Origin of the sequence: Ligilactobacillus sp. WC1T17, from assembly GCA_900110005.1 — a bacterium.
In the GTDB taxonomy this organism is placed as follows: Bacteria; Bacillota; Bacilli; order Lactobacillales; family Lactobacillaceae; genus Ligilactobacillus; species Ligilactobacillus ruminis_A.
The window spans coordinates 75,480-92,403 of record FOCC01000004.1 but is presented as its reverse complement, the minus strand read 5'-3'; the positions used below and the strand labels follow the sequence as shown (position 1 = coordinate 92,403).

Below are 16,924 nucleotides of genomic sequence, written 5' to 3'. Positions count from 1 at the left end.
CATGAGATATTATGCCGTAATTGATTTAGGCTCAAATTCGGCCCGCCTACGCATCACCGAAATTTTGCCAAATAATAACTTCAAATTAATTTGTCAGCTCAAAGAATATATCCGGCTTTCTGAAAATATGGGGCCCGAAAAAATTCTCAAAGAAGAACCCATCAAAAGAGCCTTGACCGCGCTGAAAAGTTTTCAGAAAACCTGCGCCAAGTATGATGATATCGTCATCAATCCTTTAGCGACTGCTGCTGTTAGACAAGCCAAAAATCAACAGGCTTTTTTAGATTTGGTTTTAGCTCAAACAGGTCTTAACTTTGTAGTTATTTCGGGGCAACAAGAAGCTTATTTAGATTTTTTAGGCGTCACCAGTACTTTAGATATTTCTGACTGCCTGATTATGGATACTGGTGGCGCCAGCACCGAACTTATTTTAGTGCAAGATATGCAAGCCAAAGAATTAATCAGCCTTCCCTTCGGTTCAGTCACCTTATCGACGGATTTTTCCCTGCAAGATAAAATTTCAGCTGCCAATCTGTTTTCTGCCATGACCTATGTTGAGCAAACTTTAACAAACCTTGATTGGCTAACTTCAGCCCACAAAATGCCGTTGGTCTGCCTTGGCGGAAGCAACCGGACCTTAGCTAAAGTTGCTCGCCGCAAAGCCTATGCCCCTGGTATTTTACCTGATCTGCATGGCTACCGTCTCAGCAGTCAAGAAGCCTTTGACCTTTTTAAAAATCTTTTGACCTTAAATAAAGTCAAACGTAGTCAAATTCCCGGCTTAGCCAAGGCCAGAGCCGATGTAGTCGTAGGCGGTTTAATTCCGATGATGCTGCTGCTTAGAAGCTGTCATATCAATGAAGTTATCTTTTCAAACCATGGCTTGCGTGAGGGAAGCTTGCTTAGCTATTTAAAGCAATCAAAAAATTAACCAAAAAAGGGCCTTTTTAGCGCCCTTTTTTTATTTTAAGGCTTGACATGGAACGCATTCCACATTTTACACTGAAATAAATTAATAAATCAGGTGTTATTATGAAAATTAAACATGTTTTTACTGATATGGATGGTACCTTACTCGCTTCAAATGGCCGCGTGACGACCACTAATGCTAGTCTAATCTCAAAAAGCAACCTTCCTTTGACACTCGTTTCGGCACGCGCCCCTTTAGAAATGCGTGAAGCTGTCACCGTTTTAAATTTAACCGGTCCCCAAATAGCCAGCGTCTACGTTGACCGTACCCAAAGCTATCAGGCTTTATTTTCTTATTTAAAAAAACAAAATATACACCATCTAGCCCTGCTTTTTTCATGCAATACACCTGCCAGTCCTACTTTTAGTCAAACGATGAAATTTTTTTTAGACAGTATGAGTGAAGTTAAATACCAAACATTCGGTAATATCTCTAGCCCTGAAGATGGCTTAAAATTAATTCCTCAACTTAAATCTAAAAAATTCGATGCTGTCTTAGCTAATCGTGATGATTTGGCCCTTGTCTTAAAGCAAAACCTTCCGGCTGATTTTATTGTTGTTAGTCAAGAAAGACAAATATCAGGCCAACTCAACCAAATCATTGGTGTTGATGGTATTGTTACTTTAATCCCAAAAGTTATTTTAGGCTCTTTTCCCTTTCATTTTTGATATATCATTTTAGCCGCTTGCAGTTGTCTTGTTTTGGGAACTTTTTTAACCCTCTTCAATCATAAGCAAAGCATCATCATCCAAAGTACAGTAGGTATCATTATCATTGCCGTACTACTTTTAGATAATTTTACCTGGGTTAAACCGATGCTAAGTCTGATAACGACTGTGTTAGGCCTTAAAATTTTTGTTCCTTTAGCTTTAATTATTTTATGTGCGCTTGAAATTTTATTAGCCCCAAAAGCCCGTAAATATTGATAAAAAAGAGCTTTCCAAAATGATGGGAAGCTCTTTTTCTTATTAGTCCAAATTAACAATCGCATCGCCTTTAGCAATTGTCTTCAACATCTGGTGCGGAATTTCACCAAATTTTTCCCTTTGATGGGTAACATGGAACCGGCAAATTTCAAGTGCACATAGCAGCATTAAGACCCGTTGCAATTCATATTGTGGAATCTCAAATTCACTAATGCTGCGATAGCCTTCAATGAAAGCTGTTCTTAGTTTGGGATCTTTGACTTCTGCAAAAAAGCACCGCAAAAAATCTTCATAGGCCACACCTACATGCGACCACTCAAAATCAATCAAAACATTGTGTCCTTGATACTCTTTGATGTTGCGTAAACTAAAATCACCATGCAAAACGACATGCGGTAATTGACGATACTCTTCGTCAGCCCGTTTCAAGTCTGCTTCTAAAAGCTTTAAACTGTCGTTAACTTCTTGTTCATATTCTGAGCCTTTAAGACTGGCAACCGTATTTAAAATTCGATCTGAAAGTTTTGTTTTGGTATCATCAGCCACTAAGACATTGCCTGTGACTTTTTGATGAAATTCACCCAACATCCGCCCATATTCCCTAGCATCTTCTTCATTAAAGTCTTGATTATCAGTATCGGCTAAAGTTCGATCACGCAAAACCACGATGTATTTATTTTCAAAAATGACACTATCAAGATAAATTTGTGGACAATATACCTGATTGACATTTTGTTCAGCATAGAACATTTCGCGGTCGGTGAAAATTTTAACAAATAAATCACAATCATAACGTACACTATGGCCCACCAAATGCTGATTTCCGGCAACATCGTGAATAACTTCAAAGTCTGCCGAATAATAGTCATTTAAAAAATCAATCAGCATAACATCCACTCCTTTAATCTTTCTTAAGAATATTTTAAAAAAAATCGCTTGCCTATGCAAGTATTAAGTCTTCTTGACTGCTAAAGCCTGCAAAAAACCGTCATTAAAATCAAAATAGCACCTAACGTTTGAAAACCACCCAACATTTCTTTAAGCCAAAGCACTGAAACAATATTGGCCGTTAGCGGTTCAAAGGCGCTCAACATTCCCGTGGTGGCTGCTGGAATAAATTTCACACTTTGCAAGTAGCAAAGGTAAGCCGCCATCGTCCCAAAAATGATAATATAGCCAAAAGACAGCAGCATGCTGCTATTCACCGTCGCTGGATGCTTAATGATAAGTAGTGGCCAAAACAGTAGACTGCCCATAAACATCCCTAAGCCTGTCACCAATTTAGCATCAAAGACTTGTAATAATTTTCGCGGCAAAAGGGTATAAGAAGCTTGGCTAAAGCCAGCCATAATCCCCCAAAACATCCCTAAGCCTGATAAAGCTAAGGACGAAAAACTTCCATTAGTTACGACTAAAATAGTACCTAATAAAGAAATTACTAAACAAATTAAATCAATTCGTGCCGGCATTTTTTGCGTTTTAAGTGCCAAATAAATCACAATGAAGCTGGGCCCTAAAAATTGCAAGATAGTTGCCGTGGAAGCATTGGCATAGCTAATTGCTAAAAAATAAGTCAATTGTGAAGGAACCATCCCAAACAAAGAAAATAGTAAAAGTCTTTTGAGATTATGCCATTCTAGCAGTTGCCTAAACTGCTCAGGATACTGAAGTGCGCCCCAGAAAGTCAAAATACTGCCGGCAATGGTTAGCCTCAAACCTACCAGCCACAACGGATTAATGTTTTGGGTAAAAAGATTTTGGGCAAAAGGTCCGGAAATCCCCCAAAAACTCGTGCCGATAATAGCCAACCAAATACCTTTAACTTCTTGTTTCATTTATTTTCTCCCTTAATTTTGTATAAATATTATTATCCTACAAAAGTAACTACTCTGCTTTTTTCGCTTTACTTTTTTTAACCTAAGCATGAAAAAGTTTCATCAATCTTTTTTTTGAGTGAATATTGATATTTTAAGCTTTGCATTCTATGATAGAGTCATTAAAAATATTTAAGGGGGCTTTTTCATGCAGCAATTTACTAAAAATGAGGATGGAACCATTCGATCCCTATCAAACCGCCACGTGCAGATGATTGCCATTGGTGGGACCATTGGGACTGGGCTTTTTTTAGGTGCCGGTACCACAATTGCCAAAACTGGACCGTCTATTTTATTGGTATATGCCATTATGGGTATTTTTTTCTTCTTTTTAATGCGGGCTTTGGGCGAAATGTTTTACGCTGATTCCAGCCACCATACCTTTGTTTCCTTTATCTCAAAATATCTCGGCCCAAGTGTCGGTCAATTTACCGGCTGGACTTATTGGTTAGGCCTCGTTTTTTTATGCATGTCTGAATTAACAGCTGTAGCTACCTACGTTCAATACTGGTTGCCTACCCTGCCAACCTGGGCGATTCAAATCGCTTTTTTAGGCCTGCTTGTCGGGATTAATTTGACCGCGGCCCGTTTTTTTGGTGAAACTGAATTTTGGTTTGCCATGATTAAAATCAGCGCCATTGTCGCCTTGATTTTGACCGGCTTATTTATGGTAATTACTGCCACTAAAACACCGTTAGGCAAAGCTTCATTTGCAAATTTAACCCATAATTACACCCTATTACCCAAGGGGCCTTACTCATTTATCACCGCTTTTCCCATGGTCTTTTTTGCTTTTGAGGGCATTGAATTTGTAACCATCACCATTGGTGAAGCTAAAAACCCTAAGCAAGTGATTAAAAAAGCCGTTAACGAAACTCTTCTGCGTATTTTACTCTTTTATATCGGCGCCTTACTGGTAATTATGACCATCATCCCTTGGACCTCTTTATCCAGCCATAGCAGCCCTTTTGTTCAAGTCTTTCAATTAGCCGGATTTGCCACTGCTGCCGGCATCATCAACTTTGTGGTTCTAATCTCAGCTGCTTCTGCTTTAAATTCCTCACTTTTTTCAGCTGGACGGCATTTTTATCAATTAGCCAAAGAAAGTACCCCAGACTCTTGGTTAAACCGCCATTTTGCTAAAATTTCTGACCAAGGGGTGCCAGCTTGGGGCATTTTAGCCACTGCCGCCCTTGTTTTGTTAACTCCTTTACTCAGCTTAACAAATGGTTTAAGTGCCTTATTTACAATTGTTACCGGTGCTTCCAGCGATATGTATATCATTGTTTATGTTTTAGCTTTGCTAGCGCACCGCCGCTACCGCCAATCAGCTGATTTTGATCCAAATGGGTTTAAAATGCCTTTTTATCAACTCATGTCGCCTTTAACCATCAGCTTTTTTATCGCGGTCTTTTGCTCCCTCTTTTTTGTTCCCGTCGATTTTACCGGTGCTTTAGGAGCCGTGATTTGGACCATACTTTTTGGACTTTTCACTTGGATTCGTCAAAGAAAGCTTTTCACAGCCATCAATTAAAAAAGCCAGCCTAATTAGGCTGGTTTTTTTAATTAGTTTTCTGTCACAAATATATATCCAAATCCACGTACTGTTTTTAAGTACTGGGGCTTTTTGGGATTAGGCTCGATTTTATCGCGCAAATGGCTGACATGAATATCGACCATTCTGGAGGTTCCGGCAATATCATAATGCCACACACCATTTAAAATTTGTTCCCGCGATAAAACTTGATTTTTATTCTCATAAAAATAGGCTAATAATTTAAATTCCTTAGGTGTCAAATCAATTTTTTGCCCCGCAATTTTTAAACTATATTGGTCATAATTGATAACCATATTGTCAATCTTAACAATTTTACCAGTATTCTTTTGTTTATGGATGGTGTAAGCTTTCATATCAAAAATTTGCTGGTACGCCCATACCCGCTGCTTTAATATTTCCAAAAAGATTTGCGGCTTCGTATCTAAATCTAAAACATCATCAACATGCACCTTGAATAATCGAATTTTATTTTTATCCGTAATTTCATCCACCAAGCAAATAATCGGTCCCTGCATAATTTGGCGAATAACTTCCATCGTTCCCATACAAGTTTCAAGCGTCGTCGCCCTAATATCCCAAATGATGGCTGTAAAATTATGCCGGTGTAATTTTGTCACTGTTTTAGCAGCTGTGGTTGTCCGATGTAAAAAGAAATTTTCTTCAACAAACGCCTGATTGGCATCCATATAAAGCTGGTCATCTTTAGTAAGAAGCAAAAAATTGTTATTTTCCATCTTCGTAGCCCCTTTATTTTCTTTTTGTCTTAATTGTAGCATACCATTGCTATTCAACATTTACATGCTACTTAATATTTACACGATTTTTACAAGCAGGCTACTTAACATTTACAAAACTTTTTTACACTAAAAATGAAATTAATTAAGAGGTGAAGGTTATGTCTAAAAAAAAGTTGCTAATAGTCATTTTGGTACTGCTAGCGGGTGGGTTAAGCTATTTAAAAGTACAAGCCAATAATGAACCGGCACGTCAAAAAATTACCATAGTTGGCTCAACTGCGCTGCAGCCTTTGGCTCAGCAGGTTGCCTTAGAATTTCAAAAGGAGTACAAGGGCGCCCAGGTTAATGTTCAAGGGGGCGGGTCTGGTACCGGCTTAAGCCAAATTCAAGAAAAAACCGTTGATATTGGGAACTCCGATATTTTCGCGGAAAACAAGGAAGGTATCGACGCTAAAAAATTAACTGACCACAAGGTGGCTGTCGTAGGGCTGGCACCTGTTCTTAACAAGGATATCGGGCTTAAAAACTTAACCAGCAAGCAGTTGGCAGACATCTTCACAGGAAAAATTACCAACTGGAAAGAAATCGGCGGCCCTGACTTAAAGATTACGGTTATCAACCGTGCTCAAGGCAGCGGGAGCCGGCAGACTTTTGAAGAAGCAGTCTTAAATGGTAAAAAAGCTGTCAATGCCCAAGAACAAGACTCAAACGGGACCGTAAGAAAAATCGTGGCCAACACCCCGGGGGCTATTTCATACTTGGCATTCGGCTACATCAACGATGAATTACAGGCCGCAAATATCGACAGTGTTGCCCCAACAGCAAAAAACGTTGCAACTAATAAATGGAAAATTTGGTCATATGAACATATGTACACTAACGGCAAGTTAAACAAGGTTACCAAAGCCTACCTTGATTACATCTTATCTGATGAAGTTCAAAACGGAACTTTAAGGGATGCCGGCTACGTCAGCACAAAACAAATGAAGGTCTACAAGGATAAGGACGGAAACGTTCACGCTAAGAAGAGCTAGGAGAGAGATATAATGAAGCAAAAATATGAAGAATTATTAGGCAGATCTATTACCGGAATCTCCATCACCATTATCTGCATCTTGGTATTTTCAATCTTATACTTTGTTGGAGCCAAGGGAATTTCAATGTTTGTCTCAGGCGATGGTTCTATTGTTGACTTCTTGACAGGAACCCAGTGGGATCCTGGTGATGGGCTGGTTGGCGCCTTGCCAATGCTTGTTACCTCGTTAATGGTAACTTTAACTTCAGCTTTGATTGCCAGTCCCTTAGCCTTGATTTTGGCAATCTATGTCAGTGAAGTTTCTGAAAGTAAACTGGCTCAGTTCATCCAGCCTTTAATCGAAGTTTTAGTCGGGATTCCTTCCGTTGTTTATGGGCTTTTAGGTTTGGAAGTCTTCGTGCCAATGGTCCGCAATGCCTTTGGCGGGACCGGTTTTTCCATCTTAACCGGGGTTATGGTCTTAACATTGATGATTTTGCCAACCGTAACGTCCTTAATGATTGACGGCTTGAAAGCTGTGCCTAAGCACTACCGGACTGCTTCTTTAGCTTTGGGTGCAACCCAGTTGCAAACTATCAACCGGATCGTTTTAAAGGCAGCCCGTCCCGCTTTATTAACTGCAATTATTTTTGGGATGACCCGTGCCTTTGGTGAAGCTTTGGCCGTACAAATGGTTATCGGTAACGTTTTGGTTATGCCGGGATCATTGCTCAGCCAGGGTTCAACTTTAACATCAACACTTACAATGGGGATTGGGAACACTATCTTAGGCACCCTGCCTAACAATGCGCTTTGGTCATTAGCTTTAGTTTTATTAATTATGGCCTTGTTCTTCAATATCTTAATCAGACTTGTCGGCCGGGGAGGTGACAACTAATGGATGCCAAAAAAATTAATCAAATAGTTTTAACAGCAATTAAAGTTGTTACAGTCTTAGTTGTTGCTTTACTTATCGTAATCATCGCCTACATCATCGGCAGAGGCCTGCCACACATGTCTTTGCACTTTCTCTTTACCGAATCAGAGGCCTTCTTGGCAGGCGGGGGGATTTCTACCCAGCTTTTTGATTCCTTTTATATCTTGGTTTTAACCCTGATTATTGCAGCACCGCTATCACTTTTTGCGGCCATCTACCTGGCCTTTTACGCACCGCAAAACAAGCTGACAGCTTTCTTGCGGATGGTGATTGAAGTCTTGTCTTCCCTGCCGTCAATCGTGGTTGGTTTGTTCACTTACCTGATTTTTGTTGTCAACTTTAACTTCGGCTTTTCTCTTTTAGCCGGGGCGATTTCTTTGACAATCTTCAACCTGCCGATCTTAACCAGAAACTTCGAAGAATCACTTGATGACATCGACGAAGCTCAAATGCAGGGGGGCTTGGCCTTAGGCTTGTCCAAGTGGAAGACGATCACTTCTATCATCTTGCCTGCAGCCTTGCCGGGACTTATCACCGGGATTATCCTGGGGGCCGGCCGTATTTTCGGGGAAGCCGCAGCCTTAATCTTTACCGCTGGGCAAAGTACTTCCCAAGTCGACTTTACAAACTGGAACCCATTTTCTTCAGACAGCTTCTTAAACATCATGCGTCCGGCAGAAACTTTGGCCGTTCACATCTGGAAGTTAAACTCTGAAGGTTTGGTTCAAGACGCAACCGAAGTTTCCGCAGCCAGTGCGACCGTTTTAGTATTAATAGTTATCATCTTTAACCTGGGGGCCCGGGCTTTAGGGGCCAACCTGAGAAATAAAATGATGGGTGACAGATAAAAAATGAAAGACTACGATTTAACCAAAAAAGCGATTTTTACACCTGATCCAGAAAATGTCATCATTGACCTTAAGGATGTTCAGGTTTCATATGGGCCAAAGCACATTTCAAAAGACGTGACTATGGGCTTTGAAAAAAACAAGGTTACCGCCTTAATCGGGGCTTCCGGTTCCGGAAAATCAACTCTTCTGCGGTCCTTAAACCGGCTTAACGACGGGATTGCGACGGTAGAAGGCCAAATCCTTTTCCACGGCCAAGACATCAATGCCAAGTCGGCTAACGTCTATGCTGTCCGCCAGCACATCGGAATGGTTTTTCAAAAGCCTAATCCCTTCTACAAGTCAGTAAGAAAAAACATCTTATTTGGTTTGCAGGACCAAAACTTAAGCAGGGACCAGGAAGACCAAATTTTGGAAGAATCCCTCAGACAGGCAGCCTTGTGGGATGAAGTCAAGGACTCTTTGACCCGGTCGGCCTTGGCCTTATCCGGTGGTCAGCAGCAAAGGCTCTGCATCGCCCGGGCCTTGGCGCTTAAACCTGAGGTAATCTTAATGGACGAACCAACCAGTGCCTTAGACCCCTTGGCCACAGCCAAGATTGAAGAAACAATTAACACTTTGAAAAAAGAACACACGATCATCATTGTGACCCACAGTATGCAGCAAGCCGGAAGAATTGCTGACAACACGGCTTTCTTCCACAAGGGTCTAGTGTTAGAATACAACCACACAAGTCGGCTATTCACCAACCCAAGCCTTGAAATCACCCAAGACTACTTGACTGGTGACTTTGGTTAGGAGGATAAAATGTTAGAAGTAAAGAATTTAAAGCTTTTTTACGGGGATAATGAAGCTTTACACGGAATTAACTTAGAATTTAAAGACAAGCAAATCACAGCCTTAATCGGGCCATCTGGCTGCGGGAAGTCAACTTTGCTTAGAACTTTAAACCGAATGCACGATGACAACCAAAACGTCCGCATCGAAGGTTTGGTCAGTTTGGATGGCAAGGATATCTACCAAAAAGATACCGACCTGCTTGATTTGCGGAAAAACGTCGGCATGGTTTTTCAACAGCCGATTGCTTTTCCAATGTCAGTCTACAACAATGTTGCCTATGGTCTCCAGGTAGCTGGAATTAAAGATAAGGCTGCCTTGGATGCTGCCGTTGAAAAGTCTCTTAAACAAGCAGCCTTATGGGATGAAGTCAAAGACATGCTTGATAAGTCTGGCTTATCTCTTTCCGGCGGTCAGCAGCAAAGGCTTTGCATCGCCCGGGCCTTGGCGGTTGAACCGGAAATTCTTCTCTTAGACGAACCAACCAGTGCCTTGGACCCAATTTCTGCTAACAAAGTTGAAGAAACTTTGGTATCATTAAAAGGTAAATATACCATGGTTGCTGTTACCCACAACATGCAGCAAGCGGCTCGAATCTCAGACTGGACAGCCTTTATGATGAATGGCGACCTGGTAGAATACGGCAAGACTAAGGAAATGTTTATCAGTCCTAAGGAACAAAGGACAGATGACTACCTCAATGGTAGATTCGGATAAAAAAATAGGAAGGATAGGAAAATGAGAGAAATTTTTAATGACGAACAAAAAAAGCTCCGCGGCCGTTTCATGGAAATGGGTATCGATGCCAGTGAACAAATCTACCTGGCAACCAAGTCATTCTTAGACAAAGACGTTAAATTAGCCCAAGAAGTTGTCGACCGCGACTCTTTGGTCAACGAAGAAGAACTCGTCTTAGAAAAGCAGGCCTTAAAGATTATAGCGCTCCACCAGCCGTTAGCCGCAGAATTTCGTTCAGTTATCACTGTTTTAAAAGCCTCAAGCGACGTTGAAAGAATCGCCGACCACGCGGTGCACATTGCACGGGAAACCTTGATTTTAGACGACTTGCGTCATGAATTAAAGACCTTGGATGAAGTCGATGAAATCTTAGCCAATGTGACTGCCGCGGTCCGCAAAATGTTGGAAGACGTTTTGGACGCTTATGTTAAAGGCGATGAACAAAAAGCTTACGAAGTTGCCAACGCCGACCTTGATATCGACCGGGCCTACGCTACAGCCCAAAAGATTGTGATTTCTGAAATGAAAGATAATCCTAAGGGTATCGAATACGGCAGCCACTATCTGACAACCGTCCGTCTTTTGGAAAGAATCGGCGACCACATCGTCAACCTGGCTGAATGGATTGTCTACTCGGCAACCGGACACTTGGTTGAATTAAACCCCGGCAAGGCTGACCGCCGTCAAATCGACAAGGCAGCTAAAGAAAATACTAAGAAAACTAAGCAGCAGGCGCCTAAAACAGAAGATAAGTAAATTAAAAGCCATCTGACAAAAGCCCTTCTCGGTTTCATACTTGAAAAAAAGTCAAAAAGTCTATATAATGAGCATATAAAAATAATAACTGAAAAGATTTACGATAGGCTGTTGTATGACAGTCTTCATAAAAGTTAATAGAACCAGCTGCAGGTCCTAGCAGAAAACTCCTGGTGTTGTCGTCAAGGCGCATCGGGAGTTTTTTGTCTATAAGGGGGGATTGAAGTTCTGTTAAAGACCGAGCCTAACGGGCAGTGCCGTTAAGAAAGATTTTTGAATTACAAGATTAAGTGCGAAAAGAGGTTATAAGATATGGAAAAGAAAAACTACCAGCTGACCAGAAAAGAGGTTTTGGAAAAATTTGACACCAGCCTTGATGGTTTGACTAATGCCGAAGTAAAGAAAAGACAGGAAAAAGACGGGAAAAATGTCCTGGAGGCCAAGCGCAAGACCACGCTTTTAGAAAAGTTTTTGGCCCAATTTAAGGACTTGATGATTATTATCCTGCTGGTGGCAGCTGCAATTTCTGTTTTTGCCGGCGAAGCAGCTGATGCCATTATCATTTTCTTAGTTGTGATTTTAAATGCCGTCTTCGGGGTTTTCCAAGAAGCCAAGGCGGAAAACGCCATTGATGCCTTAAAGGAAATGACCAGTCCTTACACCCGGGTCAGAAGAGAGGGTCAGGTTACCCAGATTTCCAGTGAAGACCTGGTTGTCGGCGACATCGTCTTGCTTGAAGCCGGCGACGTCATCCCGGCCGATGTTAGATTCTTAGAAGCCGCCTCTCTTAAGGTTGAAGAAGCAGCTCTGACCGGGGAGTCTGTGGCGGTTGAAAAAAATGCCAACGACTTGACCAAAGACGATCTGCCTTTAGGCGAACAGGAAAACTCCGGCTTCATGAACACCAACGTGACCTATGGGACAGCGGTGGCTGTGGTTACCGATATCGGGATGAACACCCAGGTGGGCCAAATTGCCAAGATGCTTGACAACGTGGAAAAAGAAACTACGCCTCTGCAAAAGTCCATTGCCCACTTAAGCAAGATTTTGACAGTTTTAATCCTGGTTATTGCTGTAGTAATCTTTGCCGTGGGCCTTTTGACTGGCCGGGAAAGTTTCTTAGACATGCTTTTGACCTCTATTTCTTTGGCGGTTGCAGCTATTCCAGAAGGTCTGCCAGCTATTGTTACTATTACCCTGGCCCTTGGAACCCAAGCCATGTCTAAGAAAAACGCCCTGGTAAGAAAACTGCCGGCAGTAGAAACTTTGGGGGCCACCGAAATTATCGCTTCCGATAAGACCGGGACTTTAACCCAAAACAAGATGACTGTCGAAAAGCTCTACTCTGACATGAAATTGGTTAATGCCAATGACTTTGAAGCCGATGCCGACAGCCGCTTGGCCCAGGCCATGATTTTAGCCAATGACTCGGTTATGACCGACAATGGCCTAGCCGGCGACCCGACTGAAACCGCCTTGATTCAATACTACTTAGACGGCGGTTTAGTCTATGTTAAAGATGTAGAAGATCGTTTGGTTCGGCAAAACTCCATTCCTTTTGACTCCGAAAGAAAGCTGATGTCAGCTATCGTTAAGGACCAAAAGGACGGCAAAATTTACGTCTTTACCAAGGGGGCGCCGGATGAACTTCTAAAGCGGGCCGATAAAATTTTACTTAACGGCAGGGTTTTAGAATTAACAGCTGACCTCAGAGACAAAATCTTAAAGACCAACCATGACCTTGCCCTTCAAGCTTTGCGGGTCTTGGCTTACGCTTACAAGGAGCTTCCTGAAGTGCCGGAAGATCCGTCTTCGGAAAGAGAAGAAAATGGCTTGATTTTTGTCGGTTTAACTGGGATGATTGACCCTGAAAGGCCGGAAGTTAAAGATGCCGTAGCCGAAGCAAAACGTGCCGGCATCCGTCCGTTGATGATTACTGGTGACCACAAGGATACTGCCACCGCTATTGCCCTTCGTTTAGGTATCTTGGATAAAAAAGACGATAGCCAGGTTATCACCGGTGCCCAATTAGACCAAATGTCTGATGAAGAGCTCAAACAAAATGTTGAACATTACACGGTTTACGCCCGGGTTGCTCCGGAACACAAGGTCCGGATTGTGAATGCCTGGAAGTCCCATGACAAGGTGGTAGCCATGACTGGAGACGGGGTTAACGATGCCCCGGCCTTAAAGACCGCTGATATCGGGGTCGGCATGGGAATTACCGGGACCGAAGTTTCCAAAAATGCGGCTGACATTATCCTGGCCGATGATAACTTTGCCACCATTATCTACGCTGTCAAGGCTGGCCGCAAGGTTTACGCCAATATCCAAAAGGCTATCCAATACCTCTTGTCAGCTAACTTGGGTGAGGTCTTGACCTTATCTATGATGACCTTCTTAGGCTGGTCAATCTTTGCTCCGGTACAAATTCTTTGGATTAACCTGGTGACCGACACCTTTCCGGCCATTGCTTTAGGGGTAGAAAAAGGTGAAAAAGACCTGATGGACCGAAAGCCGCGTGGGCTTAAGACCAACTTCTTATCAAACGGGGTCGGAACCGGTATCCTCTACCAGGGTATCTTAGAAGGACTCTTGACTTTGGGTGTTTACCTTTACGCGGTAACCTTCCCAGTCCACAGCTCTTCAGCAGCTATCCACGCTGATGCCTTGACTATGGCATACGTAACCCTAGGCCTCTTGCAATTAGTCCACGCCTTTAACTGCAAGTCCTTACACGGAACTATCTTTACTAAAGATATCTTTGACAACAAGTTCTTCAACTGGGCTATCTTAGCTTCAGCAGTGCTTTTGTGTGCAACTATCTTTGTACCGGCCTTCAACACGATTTTCCACGTGACAAGCCTGGCTTTGGCTCAATGGCTGGTTGTCTTGGCTGCAGCGGTAATCTTGGTGGCCGTGGTTGAAATCGTTAAGTTCTTCCAAAGAAAAAGCTTTAATAGTTAAAACTAAAGGTCTTTACCATTACCATATTTAAATAAATTGAGTAAGGAGAAAAAAGATGAAAATTTTAGTTACCGGATTTGATCCTTTTGGAAAAGAGACAATTAATCCAGCTTTAGAAGCTGTTAAAAGACTGCCTGATGAAATCTTAGGCGCGCAAATTATTAAATTAGAAATTCCTACTTCGTTTGACCAATCAGCCCAAGTCGTTCATGCTGCCATTCAAAAAAATCAGCCCGACTATGTTTTAAATGTTGGTCAAGCCGGCGGACGCGCTGCTTTAACACCTGAAAGAGTCGCCATTAATCTTGACGACGCCTCAATTGCCGATAATGCTGGTGTAAAGCCCTTAAACCGTGTGATTGAACCCACAGGACAAACCGCTTATTTTACTCAATTGCCCATCAAGGCGATGGTCAAAATGATCAGAGAAGCTGGCCTGCCCGCCCAAATTTCTAATACTGCCGGGACTTTTGTCTGCAACCACATTATGTATCAGGTCCAATACATGCGAGCCAACGAATTTCCCCAGCTTAAAGCCGGTTTTATCCATATTCCTTACCTTCCCCAGCAAGTTATTGCTAAGCCTCACTTGCCTTCCATGTCCCTAGATGATAGTATTAAAGGTCTTACCCAAGCCATTGGCGCTATTGTTAAATGGGACGGCCAAGAAGATTTACAAAATTTTGCATAAAAAAGCGCCACTATTGCGATAGTGGCGCTTTTTTATGCAACTGATTTCCAATCGACATTCTTCAAAAGCCACTTTCAACAGCCCTCAAAAGAGGCTGATGATACTTGCCAAAACCGGCCGGCTTTACCGATTATAAACGTGTAAATCAGCTTAAAAAAAGTCTGCTCAACAATGGCTTTTATTGCCTTTGATAGTTGTGATATTTGGCTAATAAGTGTTGATAGGCTGCTAAAACTTTTGCGGGCACATCAACATGGGCTAAATAACCAGCCCCTTTAGGTCCATACCCATTTTCATCATCAAGCACCCGCTTCATTTCGCCTAAAACGAGGGCTAGATAGCGTTCTTGACTCCACAAACCCCAAATCTGATTAGTTAGACGTAAATCCTTAACATGCGGTAAAAAGCAACGGTAATTATCAAACGAAACGACGGGCTGCTGCAAGCGAGCTGTGGCATCAACCCTGCGCTGCATCAGCGGGTCATGCACTAGGAGGACATTTTTAACCTCAATATTATGCTTTTTTAGTTCTGCAAAAGCCAAAGTAATATTTTCACCACTGTTGGTAGATTTTTTCTCCATTAAAATACTGTCATCGCGTCCAAACTGCTTTTCAATTGCCATTTTAAACAATTCGGCCTCGCTTTGTCCGCTTTTAACTTCATATTTAGTTTGCAATGTTTTTTCTAAAATATCGGTGGTATGCCCCCGGCCTCCGGCAATCATAAAATATGTTGCCTGTCCTTTTTGGTACAAATCATAAGCCATCAAACCCGTTTGGGCTACAGCATTACCCAAAAGCAAAATTAAATCATAATGCTTATTTTTGTCATACGTATCCAGCGCCAAAAATTCATTCACTAAATTTAATTCATCATCCATAATCAATTCCTCCTTGTTTATTAAGTTAATTTTTTCACGATTTTTTAATGAACATAGCTTGTTTTTATTATCTTTATCTAATATAATCAAAAATGCTTTTAAATATTTTTATATAAGGAGTAACAAATGCTGACTTTAGTACAAAAAAGCCCAATTAATACGCCGTAATGAATGACGATAAACTAGTTGCACAAAGCAATACCTATTATAACAATTTCCACCATACTTATTGCTATTTAAACATTGAACTTTTTGCCGATTGGCACTCTACAAGTCATGTCTTTTCACAATTAAAGCAAAAAGTGAAAACAGGATTGCAAGTCATGCTCCCTTCAAATAATCACAGCCTGATTGCTTTACTTAAGGCAAATGATTTTCAACTTAAAAGGCGCTGTTTCGAATGCGTTTTCACTCAAAATGATTTAAAAGAGCCGCTGTTAGCCTCCAAAAGTCAACTGATTAAATTAGAAGCCAATAATCTGGATAAATGTGCTCAAACCTATGCCAAATATTATCAACAAGTTCATGCTGATATCAGTCCTTTAACTGCCTCTTTAGCTGACTTAATTGCTGCTTTTCTTCAAGCAAGCTTTGCTTAGTTTAAAAAAGTTTCCCGAAATCTATCACTTTACCCTAATTTACAGCTTAATTAATATGCTTGGCGCAGGTATGGGAATCTTAGTTGAATGATCACTTTTATCAGATTATTCTTTGTGCTTGGGAACATATGGCTTTTCCGTCGCCCTAGTTACCGGAATTGAATCAATTGGTGTCGTTTTAGGGTCATTTTATGTCCTGCCTTTTTTACAGAAAAAATCCTTAGAATTTTTAACCTTCTTAGAAATTTAATTATTATCTGTTACATTCTCAATGCTGCAGTACTTAAAAGCAACTACCTTCTCCTGTTGACATCCATGTGTACTGGTTATTTTATCGGCGTAACTAATCCCCAAACAGATACTTTTATTATGTCTCGTATTCCTGAAGAAACGCTGGGAACCATTATGAGTAGTTTTTATTCTCTAATTACCATTACCTTACCGCTGAAAACAGCCCTTTTTTTCTGTTAGGTTCTCTTTCCTTAAATTTGGTCTGGCTTTTACTACTAATCCTAGCGCTTTTTTGTCTCGGATATGGCTTTAGCCTCCAAAAAAAGATCAATCAATTATCTAAAAAAAGAGGTCAGA

General features: G+C 41.4%; 17 protein-coding genes. 13 read left to right on the top strand and 4 right to left on the bottom strand.

Annotation, left to right across the window (positions count from 1 at the left end):
• Position 1: 1 nt before the first annotated feature.
• The 3 genes from BMX26_RS03635 to BMX26_RS09480 all read left to right on the top strand — a co-directional run bounded on the left by BMX26_RS03635 (position 2) and on the right by BMX26_RS09480 (position 1,896).
• Positions 2 to 931, top strand: coding sequence for a Ppx/GppA family phosphatase (locus BMX26_RS03635; protein WP_075530100.1), 930 nt, complete (start codon positions 2 to 4; stop codon positions 929 to 931).
• A 101-nt stretch (positions 932 to 1,032) separates the two neighbouring features.
• On the top strand, positions 1,033 to 1,638 hold the full coding sequence (locus BMX26_RS09415; protein ID WP_082272467.1) for an HAD hydrolase family protein: 606 nt from the start codon (positions 1,033 to 1,035) through the stop codon (positions 1,636 to 1,638).
• A gap of 33 nt (positions 1,639 to 1,671) precedes the next feature.
• Positions 1,672 to 1,896 carry a hypothetical protein gene (locus tag BMX26_RS09480; RefSeq protein WP_143454851.1) on the top strand — a complete coding sequence of 75 codons (225 nt, stop codon included), beginning with the start codon at positions 1,672 to 1,674 and terminating at the stop codon, positions 1,894 to 1,896.
• Between the two features lie 42 nt (positions 1,897 to 1,938).
• Here the strand turns inward: BMX26_RS09480 and BMX26_RS03620 are convergent, their stop codons facing one another.
• Both BMX26_RS03620 and BMX26_RS03615 read right to left on the bottom strand, forming a co-directional pair.
• A complete protein-coding gene (locus BMX26_RS03620; protein ID WP_075530098.1) occupies positions 1,939 to 2,784 on the bottom strand; it encodes a phosphotransferase in 846 nt (281 codons plus the stop codon).
• Positions 2,785 to 2,864: 80 nt separating this feature from the next.
• The gene (locus tag BMX26_RS03615) at positions 2,865 to 3,731 is read right to left on the bottom strand and encodes an EamA family transporter (RefSeq protein WP_075530097.1); all 867 of its coding nucleotides are present in this window, start codon (positions 3,729 to 3,731) and stop codon (positions 2,865 to 2,867) included.
• A 187-nt stretch (positions 3,732 to 3,918) separates the two neighbouring features.
• On the opposite strand from BMX26_RS03615, the gene BMX26_RS03610 reads away from it, so the two are divergent.
• Positions 3,919 to 5,304, top strand: a complete 1,386-nt coding sequence (locus BMX26_RS03610; RefSeq protein ID WP_075530096.1) for an amino acid permease — start codon at positions 3,919 to 3,921, stop codon at positions 5,302 to 5,304.
• A 32-nt stretch (positions 5,305 to 5,336) separates the two neighbouring features.
• On the opposite strand, the gene BMX26_RS03605 is transcribed toward BMX26_RS03610, so the two are convergent.
• Positions 5,337 to 6,062 (bottom strand): response regulator transcription factor, encoded by a 726-nt coding sequence (locus BMX26_RS03605; protein ID WP_180366051.1) that lies wholly within the window; start codon positions 6,060 to 6,062, stop codon positions 5,337 to 5,339.
• 161 nt (positions 6,063 to 6,223) lie between these two features.
• Here BMX26_RS03605 and BMX26_RS03600 point away from each other — a divergent pair, with 161 nt between their 5' ends.
• The 8 genes from BMX26_RS03600 (at position 6,224) to pcp (ending at position 14,854) form a co-directional block, all read left to right on the top strand.
• Positions 6,224 to 7,099 carry a phosphate ABC transporter substrate-binding protein gene (locus BMX26_RS03600; protein ID WP_075530095.1) on the top strand — a complete coding sequence of 292 codons (876 nt, stop codon included), beginning with the start codon at positions 6,224 to 6,226 and terminating at the stop codon, positions 7,097 to 7,099.
• A gap of 12 nt (positions 7,100 to 7,111) precedes the next feature.
• A complete protein-coding gene (gene pstC / locus BMX26_RS03595; RefSeq protein ID WP_075530094.1) occupies positions 7,112 to 7,978 on the top strand; it encodes a phosphate ABC transporter permease subunit PstC in 867 nt (288 codons plus the stop codon).
• Entirely contained in the window at positions 7,978 to 8,865 is an 888-nt protein-coding gene (gene pstA / locus BMX26_RS03590) for a phosphate ABC transporter permease PstA (RefSeq protein ID WP_075530093.1), read from the top strand. Before pstC ends, pstA begins: the two co-directional genes overlap by 1 nt.
• Positions 8,866 to 8,868: 3 nt before the next feature.
• Positions 8,869 to 9,663, top strand: coding sequence for a phosphate ABC transporter ATP-binding protein PstB (pstB, locus tag BMX26_RS03585; RefSeq protein WP_075530092.1), 795 nt, complete (start codon positions 8,869 to 8,871; stop codon positions 9,661 to 9,663).
• A gap of 9 nt (positions 9,664 to 9,672) precedes the next feature.
• Positions 9,673 to 10,419 carry a phosphate ABC transporter ATP-binding protein PstB gene (gene pstB / locus BMX26_RS03580; RefSeq protein ID WP_075530091.1) on the top strand — a complete coding sequence of 249 codons (747 nt, stop codon included), beginning with the start codon at positions 9,673 to 9,675 and terminating at the stop codon, positions 10,417 to 10,419.
• Positions 10,420 to 10,440: 21 nt separating this feature from the next.
• Positions 10,441 to 11,196: a phosphate signaling complex protein PhoU gene (gene phoU, locus BMX26_RS03575; RefSeq protein ID WP_075530090.1), complete on the top strand. Its 756-nt coding sequence runs from the start codon at positions 10,441 to 10,443 to the stop codon at positions 11,194 to 11,196.
• 312 nt (positions 11,197 to 11,508) lie between these two features.
• Positions 11,509 to 14,163, top strand: coding sequence for a cation-translocating P-type ATPase (locus tag BMX26_RS03570; protein ID WP_075530089.1), 2,655 nt, complete (start codon positions 11,509 to 11,511; stop codon positions 14,161 to 14,163).
• 55 nt (positions 14,164 to 14,218) lie between these two features.
• Entirely contained in the window at positions 14,219 to 14,854 is a 636-nt protein-coding gene (gene pcp / locus BMX26_RS03565) for a pyroglutamyl-peptidase I (protein ID WP_075530088.1), read from the top strand.
• Between the two features lie 178 nt (positions 14,855 to 15,032).
• Here the strand turns inward: pcp and BMX26_RS03560 are convergent, their stop codons facing one another.
• The gene (locus tag BMX26_RS03560) at positions 15,033 to 15,737 is read right to left on the bottom strand and encodes a YdcF family protein (RefSeq protein WP_075530087.1); all 705 of its coding nucleotides are present in this window, start codon (positions 15,735 to 15,737) and stop codon (positions 15,033 to 15,035) included.
• 167 nt (positions 15,738 to 15,904) lie between these two features.
• Here BMX26_RS03560 and BMX26_RS03555 point away from each other — a divergent pair, with 167 nt between their 5' ends.
• Positions 15,905 to 16,336, top strand: a complete 432-nt coding sequence (locus tag BMX26_RS03555; RefSeq protein WP_075530086.1) for a hypothetical protein — start codon at positions 15,905 to 15,907, stop codon at positions 16,334 to 16,336.
• Positions 16,337 to 16,924: the final 588 nt, after the last annotated feature.

Excerpts from the sequence above, each read along its gene's own strand:
- BMX26_RS03635 (WP_075530100.1), top strand. The coding sequence starts at position 2 with ATGAGATATTATGCCGTAATTGATTTAGGCTCAAATTCGGCCCGCCTA.
- BMX26_RS09415 (WP_082272467.1), top strand. The coding sequence starts at position 1,033 with ATGAAAATTAAACATGTTTTTACTGATATGGATGGTACCTTACTCGCT.
- BMX26_RS03620 (WP_075530098.1), bottom strand. The coding sequence starts at position 2,784 with ATGCTGATTGATTTTTTAAATGACTATTATTCGGCAGACTTTGAAGTT.
- BMX26_RS03615 (WP_075530097.1), bottom strand. The coding sequence starts at position 3,731 with ATGAAACAAGAAGTTAAAGGTATTTGGTTGGCTATTATCGGCACGAGT.
- BMX26_RS03610 (WP_075530096.1), top strand. The coding sequence starts at position 3,919 with ATGCAGCAATTTACTAAAAATGAGGATGGAACCATTCGATCCCTATCA.
- BMX26_RS03605 (WP_180366051.1), bottom strand. The coding sequence starts at position 6,062 with ATGGAAAATAACAATTTTTTGCTTCTTACTAAAGATGACCAGCTTTAT.
- BMX26_RS03600 (WP_075530095.1), top strand. The coding sequence starts at position 6,224 with ATGTCTAAAAAAAAGTTGCTAATAGTCATTTTGGTACTGCTAGCGGGT.
- pstC (WP_075530094.1), top strand. The coding sequence starts at position 7,112 with ATGAAGCAAAAATATGAAGAATTATTAGGCAGATCTATTACCGGAATC.
- pstA (WP_075530093.1), top strand. The coding sequence starts at position 7,978 with ATGGATGCCAAAAAAATTAATCAAATAGTTTTAACAGCAATTAAAGTT.
- pstB (WP_075530092.1), top strand. The coding sequence starts at position 8,869 with ATGAAAGACTACGATTTAACCAAAAAAGCGATTTTTACACCTGATCCA.
- pstB (WP_075530091.1), top strand. The coding sequence starts at position 9,673 with ATGTTAGAAGTAAAGAATTTAAAGCTTTTTTACGGGGATAATGAAGCT.
- phoU (WP_075530090.1), top strand. The coding sequence starts at position 10,441 with ATGAGAGAAATTTTTAATGACGAACAAAAAAAGCTCCGCGGCCGTTTC.
- BMX26_RS03570 (WP_075530089.1), top strand. The coding sequence starts at position 11,509 with ATGGAAAAGAAAAACTACCAGCTGACCAGAAAAGAGGTTTTGGAAAAA.
- pcp (WP_075530088.1), top strand. The coding sequence starts at position 14,219 with ATGAAAATTTTAGTTACCGGATTTGATCCTTTTGGAAAAGAGACAATT.
- BMX26_RS03560 (WP_075530087.1), bottom strand. The coding sequence starts at position 15,737 with ATGGATGATGAATTAAATTTAGTGAATGAATTTTTGGCGCTGGATACG.
- BMX26_RS03555 (WP_075530086.1), top strand. The coding sequence starts at position 15,905 with ATGAATGACGATAAACTAGTTGCACAAAGCAATACCTATTATAACAAT.